Genomic DNA, 13,884 nt, shown 5'->3' with positions numbered 1-13,884 from the left:
ACCGGTACGTTTAACCATAACCACACTTCGGTGTGGTTATTTTGGATTGCCATAAGCCTGTGGGATTTGTAGGCCGGGTAAACATAGCATCACCCGGCAATAATGCGGAGAAGCGTCGTGAAGCGACCAGCGCTCATATTGGTTTGCCTGTTATTACAAGCGTGTTCAGCCACCACCGAAGGGCTGGGTCATTCGCTGTGGGAGAGTGTGTTTGGGTCACCCGGCGTACAGATGACGGACGATGAAATCCAAAACATGCCCTACGCCAGCCAGTATATGCAGCTCAATGGTGGTCCACAGCTGTTTGTCGTGCTCGCTTTTACCGAAAACGGGCAGCAGAAATGGGTGACTCAGGATCAGGCCATTCTCGTGACGCAGCATGGGCGACTGGTGAAAACGCAACTCGGTGGCGACAACCTGATCGAGGTGAATAATCTGGCGACAGATCCACTGTTCAAGCCCAATCAGATAGTTGATGGCGCAACGTGGACCCGAACGATGGGCTGGACTGAGCATCAACAGGTCCGTTACGCCACTGCCCACTCGATTTTCAAATGGGATGGCCCTGATAGCATCAGCGTGGGCAGCGAAGAGACCGCGGTTCGGGTGCTGGACGAAGAGGTGACGACCGATCAGGCGCACTGGCATAACCGCTACTGGATCGACAATGAAGGGCAAATCCGTCAGTCAGAGCAGTATCTGGGTGCACATTTCTTCCTGGTGAAAACCACGCTGATTAAGGCGGCAAAACCATGATGAAACGGACAATTACCGCGTTGCTCGTCAGTCTGAGTATGTCATCTGTTTTTGCCGCAGGTGACGTAAAAGTGATGATCGCAGGCCACTCAGAACCGCAGATGTTGACCGGTGCTGAACATCTGATCGACCTGGTGGGGCAGCCACGATTAAGCAACAGCTGGTGGCCGGCAGCGGTTCTCGGTGAAGCGCAAGCCACTATCTCGGCACAACGCCAGCAGCAGGCATTACTGGCGCGCCTGGCAGTGCTGAGTGCAGAGGAAAGTGGTGAGGATGCTGCAGCGATTAACGCGCTACGCCAGCAGATTCAGGCAGTGAAGATAACCGGCAGACAGAAGATTAACCTCGACCCGGATGTTGTGCGCGTCAGCGAACGAGGCAACCCGCCGTTGCAGGGCAATTACTCGCTGTGGGTTGGTCCACAGCCAACGGAGATAACGCTATTTGGCTTACTAAGTCGTCCGGGTAAACAACCGTTTATGCCCGGCCGTGATGTGGCCAGTTATCTCGCTGAACAACATCGGCTCAGCGGTGCAGATCGCAGCTATGCGTGGGTGGTCTATCCCGACGGACATATGCAGAAAGCGCCAGTGGCTTACTGGAACAAACGCCACGTTGAGCCGATGCCCGGCAGCATCATTTTTGTCGGACTTTCCGAAGCCGTCTGGAGCAACGTTCCGGATGAAATCAATGCCGATGTTCTTCGCACCCTGACTCAGCGGATCCCTGAATAATGAGAAAAACTTATCTGCTCAGCCTGTTGGCGCTGGGCGTGAGCGTTGCCTGCCACGGTGAAACCTGGCCTGCACCCGTTGGACCATCACAGTCCGATTTTGGCGGCGTGGGGCTGCTGCAAACCCCGACTGCGCGGATGGCCCGTGAAGGTGAAATGAGCCTCAACTACCGCGATAACGATCAATACCGTTACTACTCAGGGTCGGTGCAGCTTTTCCCCTGGCTGGAAACCACGCTGCGCTATACCGATGTTCGCACCAAAAAGTACAGCAGTGTAGAGTCGTTTTCTGGCGATCAGACATACAAGGATAAGGCGTTTGACCTCAAACTGCGGTTGTGGGAAGAGAGTTACTGGATGCCGCAGGTCGCGGTTGGTGCACGGGATATTGGTGGAACCGGTCTGTTTGATGCGGAGTACATTGTGGCGAGTAAAGCCTGGGGACCGTTTGATTTCTCACTGGGTCTTGGCTGGGGCTACCTGGGGACCAGCGGCAACGTCAGCAACCCGCTGTGTTCCTACAGCGATAAATTCTGTTATCGCGACAATAGCTACAAACAGGCGGGTTCTATCGATGGTAGTCAGATGTTCCATGGTCCGGCATCGTTGTTTGGCGGTGTGGAATATCAAACCCCCTGGCAGCCGCTGCGTTTGAAGCTGGAGTATGAAGGCAATAATTATCAGCAGGATTTTGCGGGTAAGCTGGATCAGAAGAGCAAGTTTAACGTCGGCGCTATTTATCGCGTCACCGATTGGGCCGACGTTAACCTCAGCTACGAACGTGGCAACACTGTTATGTTTGGCTTCACGCTGCGTACCAACTTTAACGATCTGCGGCCCGCGTATAATGACAATGCCCGCCCGAAATATCAGCCCCAGCCCCAGGATGCCATCCTGCAACATTCTGTGGTGGCGAATCAGCTAACGTTGCTGAAATATAACGCTGGGCTGGCAGACCCTAAAATTCAGGTGCAGGGCGATACGCTATACGTCACCGGTGAACAGGTGAAATACCGTGATTCGCGTGAAGGGATCGAACGCGCCAACCGGATCGTGATGAACGATCTCCCTGACGGGATCCGCACGATCCGCATTACGGAAAATCGCCTGAACTTACCGCAGGTGACGACCGAAACGGAGATTTCCAGCCTCAAGCGCCATCTGGAAGGCGAGCCGCTGGGTCATGAAACCCAACTGGCGCAAAAACGCGTTGAGCCCGTGGTGCCGAATACTACCGAGCAGGGCTGGTATATCGACAAATCACGTTTCGATTTTCACATCGATCCGGTACTTAACCAGTCGGTGGGTGGCCCGGAAAACTTCTATATGTATCAACTGGGCGTGATGGGAACGGCGGATCTGTGGGTCACGGATCACCTGCTGACCACCGGTAGCCTGTTTGCCAACCTCGCCAATAACTACGACAAGTTTAACTACACTAACCCACCGCAGGATTCGCATTTACCGCGGGTGCGTACCCATGTGCGTGAGTATGTACAGAACGACGTCTACGTGAATAACCTGCAGGCCAATTACTTCCAGTCTCTCGGTAATGGATTCTATGGACAGGTTTACGGCGGTTATCTGGAAACCATGTACGGCGGGGCGGGCGCGGAAGTATTGTATCGTCCGCTGGACAGCAACTGGGCGTTTGGCATTGACGCCAACTACGTGAAACAGCGTGACTGGCGTAGCGCACAGGACATGATGAAGTTCACCGACTACAGCGTGAAGACCGGGCATTTGACGGCGTACTGGAATCCTTCGTTTGCTCAGGATGTTCTGGTGAAAGCCAGCGTGGGGCAGTATCTGGCGGGTGATAAAGGCGGCACGCTGGAAATTGCGAAACGCTTCGATAGCGGCGTGATAGTTGGCGGCTATGCGACTATCACGAATGCATCGCCGGACGAGTACGGAGAAGGGGATTTCACCAAAGGGGTGTACGTTTCCGTGCCGCTGGATCTTTTCTCCTCTGGTCCAACCCGCAGCCGTGCAGCGATAGGCTGGACACCGTTAACGCGTGATGGTGGTCAGCAGCTTGGGCGTAAGTTTGGTTTGTACGATATGACCAGTGACAGGAGTGAGAACTTCCGTTGATGTGAATGTTGATCGCCCGGTGGCGCTACGCTTACCGGGCCTACGGCAGGCCGAATAAGGCAAAGCCGCCATCCGGCAAGAACCGTTGTGCGAACAAAATCTAAACAAAAAATGTAGATCTCTGTCACATTTTTGCGTTATACAGGAACCTCGCCACTGAGTAAGAGGTGCTGTTATGACGTCGCTATCTCGTCCGCGCGTGGAGTTTATCTCCACCATCTTGCAGACCGTGCTGAATCTGGGGCTGCTGAGTCTGGGCCTGATCCTGGTCGTATTCCTCGGGAAAGAAACGCTGCATCTGGCAGATGTGTTGTTCGCGCCGGAACAAACCAGCAAATATGAGCTGGTGGAAGGACTGGTGGTTTACTTTCTGTACTTTGAATTTATCGCGCTGATTGTGAAGTATTTTCAGTCAGGGTTTCACTTTCCGCTGCGCTACTTTGTCTATATCGGGATCACTGCGATTGTGCGGTTGATCATTGTCGATCATAAAGCACCCATGGATGTGCTGATCTATTCTGCGGCGATCCTGCTGCTGGTGATCACCCTGTGGCTGTGCAACTCGAAGCGGTTGAAGCGAGAGTAAAAAACAACACGCCGTTGGGGCGGCGTGTTGCAGGTCAGTCTTATTGTGCAGAGACGGGTTTGGCTTTCTCTGCTGCGGGTTCCCACAGCTCTTCAAGTTCTTCCAGTGTTTTACCTTTGGTTTCCGGTACGAACTTCCACATGAACAGCGCCGCCAGAATGCCCATACAACCGTAAATCCAGTAGGAGAAACCGTTGTGGAAATGGGAAACCAGCCAGGAGTTTTTGTCCATCATCGGGAAGGTCCAGGAGACGAAGTAGTTCGCCAGCCACTGGGCTGCGACCGCAATGGCGAGTGCTTTACCGCGAATCGCGTTCGGGAAGATTTCTGCCAGCAACACCCAACACACCGGTCCCCAGGACATAGCGAATGCTGCGACATAAAACAGCATCGACAGCAGCGCCACCAGGCCGGAAGCCTGTGTATAAAATGCAGTGCCGAGGCTGAACATCCCAATTGCCATGCCGAGTGCGCCAATGATCTGCAGCGGTTTACGACCAAACTTGTCCACCGTCATGATAGCCAGCACGGTGAAGCTGAGGTTGATTACACCGACAATAATGGTCTGCAATAGTGCCACATCGGTGCTGGCCCCAAGCGTTTTGAAGACTTCCGGCGCGTAGTACAGCACGACATTGATGCCGACAAACTGCTGGAAGATGGATAACATCACGCCGATGACAATCACGCCTGCACCAAACATCAACAGACGACCACCGGTTTTGCGTCCATGCTCAAGTGACTGATTAATCTCCTGCATTGCCTGAGTGGCGAGTGTGCTACCCATAATTTTGCGCAGAATACCTTCTGCCTGCTCATGTCTGCCGCGCGCCATCAGCCAACGTGGGCTTTCTGGTACGGTATACAGCAGCAGTAAAAACAGCAGGGCGGGGATACTTTCGGAGGCAAACATATATCGCCAGCCATCGGTATTCAGCCAGTTGGCATCACCAGAACGGGCAATAAAATAGTTAACGCAGTACACCAGCAACTGGCCAAAAATAATCGCGAATTGGTTAAAGGAAACCAGTTTTCCACGAATATGTGCCGGAGCCAGCTCAGCAATATACATAGGTGAAAGCATGGAAGCTAAACCTACGCCAATACCACCGATGATGCGATAAATAACGAATTCGGGGACATACCCTGCTAAATAAACAGGTACAGCATTATCGGGGTTAATGGTGGTAAAACCTAATTCTGGCCATGCGGAACCGATGCCGGAAATAAAAAATAACAGCGCAGCGATTTTCAGCGAATCCCGGCGACCAAAGCGGTTACTGCAATACCCGCCAAGCGCGCCGCCGATGATGCAGCCAATCAGTGCACTGGCAACACAGAAACCTAACAGCGAGTTAGCGGCGGATTCACTTAAGTGTTGTGGGGCAACAAAAACGGTATTTAAGGACTCTACCGTACCGGATATGACTGCAGTGTCATAACCAAATAATAGACCTCCTAATGTAGCAACTAGCGTAATCGAAAATATATAGCTGGAATTATATTGGGTATTCATTCAGACCTGCCTTAGACGATACAGCTCTTTTTATCAGTATTGGAGATGGTGGATTTAACAGGCAGGGAAGACAATTATCATTTTTTACATTGCAATTACGTTTTGTCTTTTCTGTGATCTTAGCTCTGTTTAATATGTTGCCAGTCAGGTGGGGAATTGAATTGCAGTGATGGAGAGCACGAAAGGAAATAATCATAACGGCAATGCAAAATAACATAAAAAAAGGGCGCTCCGTAGAGCGCCGAATAACAGTCACAGGTTGGGATAACATAAGTTGAGGGTTGCAGTGGCATTGCCCGTTGCCGGGCGGGGTAACACAACTACTTTGATGAAACTTAACCTTTCACACCACCCGCGGTCAGGCCGTTGACCAGCCAGCGCTGTGCCAACAGGAATACCAGCGTGATCGGAATGGCGGAAAGTACAGCTGCGGCGGCAAAGTCGCCCCACAAATAGTTCTGTGGATTGAGGTACTGCTGCATACCTACCGCAAGGGTGTAGCTGTTCACATCACGCAGCAGCAGTGATGCGACCGGGACTTCAGTAATGGCGGCAATGAATGACAGAATAAACACGACCGCCAGAATCGGTACCGAGAGCGGCAACAGCACCAGGCGGAAAGCCTGCCACGGCGTTGCGCCATCCAGCGCGGCCGCTTCTTCCAGCGATCCATCAATGGTTTCGAAATAGCCTTTAATCGTCCATACATGCAGCGCGATACCGCCAAGATAAGCGAAGATCACGCCGCCATGGGTGTTGAGACCGATAAACGGAATATATTGGCCCAGACGGTCAAACAACGCGTATAACGCCACCAGGGACAGCACCGCCGGGAACATCTGGAAAATCAGCATCCCTTTCAGCAGCGTTGCTTTGCCCGGGAAACGCATGCGGGCAAAGGCATAAGCACAAGTGGTGGAGAGCGTCACAATACCGATCGCAGTAATGGTGGCCACTTTCACTGAGTTCCACAGCCACAACAGCACCGGGAAAGGTGGTGGCGTCACACGACCATCCGCGTGCTCTACGCTAAAGCCCAGCGCCAGTTTCCAGTGCTCCCAGGAGATGTTTTCCGGGATCAGACTGCCAGTGGCGAAGTTACCTTCGCGCAGCGAGATGGCAATAACCATCAGCAGCGGGAACATGATCGCCGCGATAAAAATCAGCAACCCTAAGTGCGTTGCGAATAAACGTAACTTTTGTGATTTCGGTTGGACCATAGCCATTGTCGTTATCTCCCTTAATCAAACTTCATACGTGTGGCTTTCAGGTTCACGATCGCCAGTGCGCCTACCAGCAGGAAGATCAGCGTGGCAATCGCCGCCGCCAGACCGAAGTCCTGCCCGCCACCGCCTTCAAAGGCGATACGGTAGGTGTAGCTCACGAGCAGGTCGGTATAACCGGCTGGCGTGGTGGTGCCAAGTCGGTCCGGGCCACCGTTGGTCAACAGTTGAATCAGCACGAAGTTGTTAAAGTTAAAGGCAAAGCTGGCAATCATCAGCGGCGTTAGCGGCTTAATCAGCAGCGGAAGCGTAATCTTAAAGAAGTTCTGGAACGGGCCTGCGCCATCCATTGCTGATGCTTCATACAGGTCATCAGGAATCGCCTTCAGTAGCCCCATGCACAGGATCATCATGTACGGATAACCCAGCCAGGTGTTGACGATAATAATCATTGAGCGCGCGGTGGTTGGGTCGCTGAACCAGGCCGGTTTGATGCCAAACAGTGTGCTCAGCATCATGTTGATTTCACCAAAGCTTTGGTTGAACAATCCTTTGAAAATCAGAATCGAGATAAACGACGGCACGGCATAGGGCAGGATCAGCAGGACGCGGTAAATCGCTTTGCCTTTCAGGGATTCCCACTGCACCAGACAGGCCAGAACCATCCCTACCGCAACGGTGAGGATTACCGTCAGGACTGAGAACACCACTGTCCAGACGAAGATGGCGAAGAATGGCTTCTGGATGCCTTCATCAGTAAAGACGCGGGTGAAGTTGTCCCACCCAATAGCGACGGTATAGCCTGGACTGAGTTTTTCTGTACCCCAACTCCCGTCAGCGTTAATTGCCTGATAGTAACCAACATCGTTGTTGGCGCGGTATTTTACGCCGCTCTGGTTATTGGTGAGCGTACCGTCATCAGCCAGGGAGTAGAGCGGCTGCGTGCCGGAGAACTGACGCAGTGAACTCATGATAACTTTGCTGTCATCCGGCAGAATGGCCGTTAACTGCGTCAGCGCCTGACGATTCTGGGTGATGATGCGCAACGTCGCGCGTTCGCCAGTTGGCAGTGCATCTGCGTCCTTCAGTTGCAGTTTCTGCTCGCCGCCAAATTTAAAGGCATCGGAAACGTAATTTTTTCCTGTTTCACCGTCGGTAAGGGCCAGTTGCCACTCATCACCCGCCGGATACAGGCCGAAGTTATAGGTTTTGCCTGCCTGATATGATCGCTCCATCAGGACTTGTTGAGCACGTTCAAAGGTCAGCTGGTTAGTGCTGCTGTAGTTGGTAAAGGCAATGGCGATGGTGCAAACCAACGGAAACAGAACAAAAAGCCCCATACCGGCGACACCAGGATAAACATAACGCCAGGCATAGGTTTTACGGTTAGCGAAAATATACAGGCCAGCAGAGCTTAAAATCAGCGTCATGATGGCAAACAGGTACTCCCCCTGAGCGTACATCAAAACAACAAGGTAACCGACCAGCAGCCCAAGCAGACCCATCACTGACCATTTCAGCGTGTCGCTTTGCCACCAGTGTTTCTTTTTAATGACATCCATGGGGATCTTCCTCTACAACATTGAACATCTGTCGGCAAAAGTGCCTGATGGCGCTGCGCTTATCCGGCCTACGGTGAGTTGTAGGCCGGATAAGGCATTTATGCCGCCATCCGGCACGTGTGCTACAGCACTACTTGGTGATACGACCCTGTGCGTCTTTCAGTGCAGCATCAACAGTCTGACGACCACTGGCTGCGTTGATCACTGCGGTACGAACGGCGTACCAGAACGCTGACATCTGCGGGATGTTCGGCATGATTTCGCCTTTCTGGGCGTTATCCATGGTGGCAGCGATGCGTGGATCTTTTGCTAATTGATCCTGGAAGGATTTCAGCGCAACGGCACCCAGCGGTTTGTCCTTGTTCACTTCATCCAGACCCTGATCGGTCAGCAGGTAGTTTTCGAGGAACTCTTTTGCCAGTTCTTTGTTCGGGCTGGCGGCGTTAATACCGGCGCTCAGTACCCCAACAAACGGTTTAGACGCTTTGCCTTTGAAGGTTGGCAGCAGCGTTACGCCGTAGTTGATTTTGCTCTTGTCGATGTTCGACCATGCCCACGGGCCGTTAATGGTCATCGCGGTATCGCCTTTGTTAAAGGCCGCTTCAGCGATGGAGTAGTCGGTATCCGCGTTCATGTGTTTGTTCTTGATGAGATCAACCAGGAAGGTCAGACCGGCTTTCGCGCCAGCGTTATCCACGCCGACGTCTTTCACATCGTACTTACCGTTTTCAAACTTGAATGCGTAACCACCATCGGCAGCAATCAGCGGCCAGGTGAAGTACGGTTCTTGCAGGTTGAACATCAGTGCAGATTTACCTTTCGCCTTCAGCTCTTTATCCAGCGCAGGGATCTCTTCCCATGTTTTTGGCGGGTTCGGCACGAGGTCTTTGTTATAAATCAGCGACAGCGCTTCAACCGCGATTGGGTAGGCAATCAGCTTGCCGTTATAGCGTACGGCATCCCAGGTGAACGGATAGAGTTTGTCCTGGAACGCTTTGTCCGGCGTGATTTCAGCCAGCAGGCCAGACTGTGCGTAACCACCAAAACGGTCATGCGCCCAGAAGATGATGTCCGGGCCATCACCGGTCGCGGCAACCTGCGGGAATTTTTCTTCCAGCTTGTCAGGGTGCTCAATGGTGACTTTGATACCCGTGTCTTTCTCGAATTTTTTGCCCACTTCAGCGAGGCCGTTGTAGCCTTTATCGCCGTTAATCCAGATAACCAGCTTACCTTCTTCAATCTTGGCGAGAGCCGAGGCGGAGAACATCATCGTCGTCAATGCGGACAATGCGAGGATGCGTGCGCCAGTTTTGATTTTCATAGTTCCCATCCTGTTTGGTGATTTTGCAGAGGTGGCTTAACGGTTACTAGTTTCTTTATACGACAACCTCTTTCCATCCTCCTTACCCCTACGCCCCACCCGTTCTTTATGTGATCTGTGTTACATAAATGTGAGTAATGCGTACTGGCGCACATAAAAACCCACTGATTTTTGCAGGCTGCATCACGAAATTCCTCTGAGGCAGGTAGCCAGGGTCTCAGACGCTGCTCTCTCATCCTCCCGCCTCCTCCCCCATAAAAAAGCTGGGGGGTGGAGGATTCACGCAGTTAAGGGATAACGCATAGTCAATCCATCAATGAATGTTGCTGTCGATGACAGGTTGTAACGAAGGGAGAAGGGCATGGCGAGCGTACAGCTGCGAAATGTAACGAAAGCCTGGGGTGACGTGGTGGTATCGAAAGATATCAATCTCGACATTCACGAAGGGGAATTCGTGGTGTTTGTCGGACCGTCAGGCTGTGGTAAGTCAACCTTGCTGCGTATGATCGCCGGACTTGAAACCATTACCAGTGGTGATTTGTTTATCGGGGAGACCCGGATGAACGACATTCCACCCGCTGAACGTGGTGTGGGGATGGTCTTCCAGTCCTATGCGCTGTATCCCCATTTGTCCGTCGCTGAAAACATGTCATTCGGCCTCAAACTCGCTGGTGCGAAAAAAGAGGTGATGAACCAGCGTGTTAATCAGGTTGCGGAGGTGCTGCAACTGGCCCATCTGCTGGAGCGCAAACCCAAAGCGCTCTCCGGTGGGCAACGTCAGCGTGTGGCAATTGGCCGTACGTTGGTTGCAGAGCCACGTGTCTTTCTGTTGGACGAACCGCTGTCAAACCTCGATGCCGCACTGCGCGTCCAGATGCGCATTGAAATCTCCCGCCTGCATAAGCGTCTTGGTCGCACGATGATTTACGTCACCCACGATCAGGTCGAAGCGATGACCCTGGCCGACAAAATTGTGGTGCTGGATGCCGGCCGCGTCGCGCAGGTTGGTAAACCCCTCGAGCTGTACCACTACCCGGCTGACCGCTTTGTTGCCGGGTTTATTGGTTCGCCAAAGATGAACTTCCTGCCAGTGAAAGTGACGGCAACGGCGATCGATCAGGTTCAGGTTGAGCTGCCTAACCGCCAGCAAATATGGCTACCAGTGGAAAGCCGTGCGGTGCAGGTCGGCGCCAATATGTCTTTAGGTATCCGCCCGGAACATCTGCTGCCCAGTGATATTGCTGATGTCACCCTCGAAGGTGAAGTACAGGTAGTCGAGCAGCTTGGTCACGAAACACAAATCCATATCCAGATCCCCGCCATCCGTCAGAACCTGGTTTACCGCCAGAACGACGTGGTGTTGGTAGAAGAGGGTGCCACATTCGCTATCGGCCTGCCGCCAGAGCGTTGCCATCTGTTCCGTGAGGATGGCACTGCATGTCGTCGGTTGCATCAGGAGCCGGGCGTTTAAGGTCCCCATAAAAAAACGAAACGCAAAACCATTCGTAGTTGCAGAAGGTGGCAGCGTTTAAAGAAAAGCAATGATCTCAGGAGATAGAACGATGATTACTCTGCGCAAACTCCCTCTGGCGGTTGCTGTAGCAGCAGGCATTATGTCTGTTCAGGCAATGGCTGTGGATTTCCATGGTTATGCTCGTTCCGGCATTGGCTGGACAGGTAGCGGCGGTGAACAACAGTGTTTCCAGGCAACTGGTGCCCAAAGTAAATACCGTCTTGGTAACGAATGTGAAACCTATGCGGAAATCAAATTAGGTCAGGAAGTGTGGAAAGAGGGCGATAAGAGCTTCTACTTCGACACCAACGTTGCCTACTCCGTTGCACAGCAGAATGACTGGGAAGCGACCGATCCTGCTTTCCGCGAAGCCAACGTGCAGGGTAAAAACCTGATTGAATGGCTGCCGGGTTCCACCATCTGGGCCGGTAAACGTTTCTATCAGCGTCATGACGTCCATATGATCGACTTCTACTACTGGGATATTTCAGGTCCTGGTGCCGGTATTGAAAACATCGATCTGGGCTTCGGTAAACTGTCTCTGGCCGCAACCCGTTCTCAGGAAGCGGGCGGTTCTTACACCTTCAGTAGCCAGAATATCTACGACACATCCAAAGATACCGCGAACGACGTATTCGACATGCGTTTAGCGCAGATGGCCATTAACCCGGACGGCATGCTGGAACTGGGTGTTGACTACGGTCGTGCGAATAAAACTGACGGTTATAGCTACGCGGATAGCGCATCTAAAGATGGCTGGATGTTCACTGCAGAACATACTCAGAGCATGCTGAAGGGCTATAACAAGTTCGTGGTTCAGTATGCAACTGATGCGATGACCACGCAGGGTAAAGGTGGCTCGCAGGGTACTTACGGTTCAACCTTCGATACCCAGGCAACACCAAATGATCCCGTTATCCATCATGTAAACAACAACATCAATAACAACGGTAGCCTGGTGCGCGTACTTGACCACGGTGCTATCTCTCTGGGCGACAAGTGGGACCTGATGTACGTCGGTATGTATCAGAATATCGACATGGATAACGACCTGGGTACTGAATGGTACACCGTGGGTATTCGTCCGATGTACAAATGGACGCCAATCATGAGCACCCTGATGGAAGTCGGCTACGACAACGTCAAATCTCAACAGACTGGCGATCGCAACAGCCAATACAAAATCACCCTGGCGCAACAGTGGCAGGCAGGCGATAGCATCTGGTCTCGTCCGGCAATCCGCGTCTTTGCAACCTATGCCAAATGGGATGAAGAATGGGGCTACGTGAAAAACGGAGATTCGGTCTCTAAATATGCTGCTGCAACCAACTCCGGTATCAGCACAACCAGCCGTGGCGATAGCGACGAGTGGTCCTTCGGTGCCCAGATGGAAATCTGGTGGTAATCCAGCATTAACCTGACGTAATGACCTAAAGAGGGGCGTAAGCCCCTCTTACTTACGGTTTAGCGCGCTATTGCCTGGCCACCGCTGAACCCATGCTATCTGAGGTGATAACAATGAAAATGAAGAAAAGTCTCGTTGCCCTTTGTTTATCGGCAGGGTTATTTGCCAGCGTTCCTGGAATCAGCCTGGCCGATGTGAATATCGTTCCGCAGGACACCGCCGCTGCACCGTCGATTCCGACGGCTGCATTGCAACAGCTGACCTGGACGCCAGTCGACCAATCGAAAACCCAGTCAACCCCGTTGGCGACAGCGGGACAGCGTCTGGACATTGCCGGTATTAGCGGCCCGGTAGCCGCCTATAGCGTACCGGCCAACATTGGTGAACTGACCCTGACGCTGAGCAGTGAAGTTAACAAACAAACCAGTGTATTTGCGCCAAACGTCTTAATTCTTGATCAGAACATGACGCCATCTGCGTTCTTCCCCAGCAGTTACTTTACCTACCAGGCTCCGGGTGTGATGAGTGCGGATCGCCTGGAAGGCGTGATGCGTCTGACGCCAGCGCTGGGACAGCAGAAGCTTTATGTTCTGGTCTTTACTACTGATAAAGATCTCCAACAGACCACCACGCTGCTTGACCCGGCGAAAGCGTATGCCAAGGGTGTGGGCAACGCTGTTCCGGATATTCCGGACCCGATTGCCCGCCATACTACCGATGGTCTGGTGAAACTGCAGGTGAAAACCAACAGCACCTCCAGCGTGCTGGTTGGGCCGTTATTTGGTTCCTCTGGCCCGGGGCCGGTGACAGTGGGTAATACCGCAGCGCCTGCGGTGGCTTATGCGGCACCGGCTGCCGCGGTAGCCGCGCCGGCACCACAACCCGTGAAGAAAAGCGAGCCGGTGCTGAATGACACTGAGAACTATTTTAACCAGGCGATTAAGGATGCCGTGGCGAAAGGTGATGTTGATAAAGCGCTGAAGCTGCTTGATGAAGCTGAACGTCTGGGATCCAAATCTGCCCGTTCCACCTTTATCAGCAGTGTAAAAGGCAAGGGGTAACCATCTCCCCACATTGTTGATTTTGCAACAACTGGTGCGTCTCCTGGCGCACCTTTTTTTATCCTTCGATGCTACTTGTTACACTTATGTTGCCCTACCGATCACTTAATC

At 52.6% G+C, this 13,884-nt stretch carries 11 protein-coding genes and 1 pseudogene; 8 read left to right on the top strand and 4 right to left on the bottom strand.

What is annotated here, in order from left to right:
• Window positions 1-117: 117 nt before the first annotated feature.
• The 4 genes from QMN38_RS23520 (at window position 118) to psiE (ending at window position 4,172) form a co-directional block, all read left to right on the top strand.
• Window positions 118-756 (top strand): YjbF family lipoprotein, encoded by a 639-nt coding sequence (locus tag QMN38_RS23520; protein ID WP_323606180.1) that lies wholly within the window; start codon window positions 118-120, stop codon window positions 754-756.
• Entirely contained in the window at window positions 753-1,490 is a 738-nt protein-coding gene (locus QMN38_RS23515; RefSeq protein ID WP_271449298.1) for a capsule biosynthesis GfcC family protein, read from the top strand. The genes QMN38_RS23520 and QMN38_RS23515 overlap by 4 nt, the downstream gene beginning before the upstream one ends.
• Complete coding sequence (locus QMN38_RS23510; protein ID WP_323606177.1) at window positions 1,490-3,586, top strand: YjbH domain-containing protein; 2,097 nt, start codon at window positions 1,490-1,492, stop codon at window positions 3,584-3,586. The genes QMN38_RS23515 and QMN38_RS23510 overlap by 1 nt, the downstream gene beginning before the upstream one ends.
• A gap of 175 nt (window positions 3,587-3,761) precedes the next feature.
• On the top strand, window positions 3,762-4,172 hold the full coding sequence (gene psiE / locus QMN38_RS23505) for a phosphate-starvation-inducible protein PsiE (protein WP_003031674.1): 411 nt from the start codon (window positions 3,762-3,764) through the stop codon (window positions 4,170-4,172).
• 40 nt (window positions 4,173-4,212) lie between these two features.
• Here psiE and xylE read toward each other — a convergent pair whose 3' ends face one another.
• From xylE to malF, 3 genes are all read right to left on the bottom strand, one after another.
• On the bottom strand, window positions 4,213-5,688 hold the full coding sequence (xylE, locus tag QMN38_RS23500) for a D-xylose transporter XylE (protein WP_137381191.1): 1,476 nt from the start codon (window positions 5,686-5,688) through the stop codon (window positions 4,213-4,215).
• A gap of 335 nt (window positions 5,689-6,023) precedes the next feature.
• Complete coding sequence (malG, locus tag QMN38_RS23495) at window positions 6,024-6,914, bottom strand: maltose ABC transporter permease MalG (RefSeq protein WP_043018069.1); 891 nt, start codon at window positions 6,912-6,914, stop codon at window positions 6,024-6,026.
• A gap of 14 nt (window positions 6,915-6,928) precedes the next feature.
• Complete coding sequence (gene malF, locus QMN38_RS23490; protein WP_323606173.1) at window positions 6,929-8,473, bottom strand: maltose ABC transporter permease MalF; 1,545 nt, start codon at window positions 8,471-8,473, stop codon at window positions 6,929-6,931.
• Between the two features lie 40 nt (window positions 8,474-8,513).
• Between malF and QMN38_RS27080 the strand changes: the two are divergent.
• Window positions 8,514-8,588, top strand: a pseudogene (locus tag QMN38_RS27080) (hypothetical protein); the annotation flags it as partial.
• A 15-nt stretch (window positions 8,589-8,603) separates the two neighbouring features.
• Here QMN38_RS27080 and malE read toward each other — a convergent pair.
• Window positions 8,604-9,794 carry a maltose/maltodextrin ABC transporter substrate-binding protein MalE gene (gene malE, locus QMN38_RS23485; RefSeq protein WP_003031680.1) on the bottom strand — a complete coding sequence of 397 codons (1,191 nt, stop codon included), beginning with the start codon at window positions 9,792-9,794 and terminating at the stop codon, window positions 8,604-8,606.
• Window positions 9,795-10,155: 361 nt separating this feature from the next.
• Here malE and malK point away from each other — a divergent pair, with 361 nt between their 5' ends.
• From malK to malM, 3 genes are all read left to right on the top strand, one after another.
• Entirely contained in the window at window positions 10,156-11,265 is a 1,110-nt protein-coding gene (malK, locus tag QMN38_RS23480; protein ID WP_005132674.1) for a maltose/maltodextrin ABC transporter ATP-binding protein MalK, read from the top strand.
• Between the two features lie 91 nt (window positions 11,266-11,356).
• Window positions 11,357-12,712, top strand: coding sequence for a maltoporin (locus QMN38_RS23475; protein WP_271449296.1), 1,356 nt, complete (start codon window positions 11,357-11,359; stop codon window positions 12,710-12,712).
• A 113-nt stretch (window positions 12,713-12,825) separates the two neighbouring features.
• Window positions 12,826-13,773 (top strand): maltose operon protein MalM, encoded by a 948-nt coding sequence (gene malM / locus QMN38_RS23470; protein WP_137381187.1) that lies wholly within the window; start codon window positions 12,826-12,828, stop codon window positions 13,771-13,773.
• The last annotated feature ends 111 nt before the right edge of the window (window positions 13,774-13,884 follow it).

Origin of the sequence: Citrobacter sp. R-1.5.2 (assembly GCF_035064245.1) — a bacterium.
Classification (GTDB): Bacteria; Pseudomonadota; Gammaproteobacteria; order Enterobacterales; family Enterobacteriaceae; genus Citrobacter.
This window is presented reverse-complemented; position numbering and strand designations above follow the sequence as displayed.

What these genes read in the sequence shown, in the direction of transcription:
- QMN38_RS23515 (WP_271449298.1), top strand. Translation starts at nt 753, where the DNA reads ATGATGAAACGGACAATTACCGCGTTGCTCGTCAGTCTGAGTATGTCA.
- QMN38_RS23510 (WP_323606177.1), top strand. Translation starts at nt 1,490, where the DNA reads ATGAGAAAAACTTATCTGCTCAGCCTGTTGGCGCTGGGCGTGAGCGTT.
- psiE (WP_003031674.1), top strand. Translation starts at nt 3,762, where the DNA reads ATGACGTCGCTATCTCGTCCGCGCGTGGAGTTTATCTCCACCATCTTG.
- xylE (WP_137381191.1), bottom strand. Translation starts at nt 5,688, where the DNA reads ATGAATACCCAATATAATTCCAGCTATATATTTTCGATTACGCTAGTT.
- malG (WP_043018069.1), bottom strand. Translation starts at nt 6,914, where the DNA reads ATGGCTATGGTCCAACCGAAATCACAAAAGTTACGTTTATTCGCAACG.
- malF (WP_323606173.1), bottom strand. Translation starts at nt 8,473, where the DNA reads ATGGATGTCATTAAAAAGAAACACTGGTGGCAAAGCGACACGCTGAAA.
- malE (WP_003031680.1), bottom strand. Translation starts at nt 9,794, where the DNA reads ATGAAAATCAAAACTGGCGCACGCATCCTCGCATTGTCCGCATTGACG.
- malK (WP_005132674.1), top strand. Translation starts at nt 10,156, where the DNA reads ATGGCGAGCGTACAGCTGCGAAATGTAACGAAAGCCTGGGGTGACGTG.
- QMN38_RS23475 (WP_271449296.1), top strand. Translation starts at nt 11,357, where the DNA reads ATGATTACTCTGCGCAAACTCCCTCTGGCGGTTGCTGTAGCAGCAGGC.
- malM (WP_137381187.1), top strand. Translation starts at nt 12,826, where the DNA reads ATGAAAATGAAGAAAAGTCTCGTTGCCCTTTGTTTATCGGCAGGGTTA.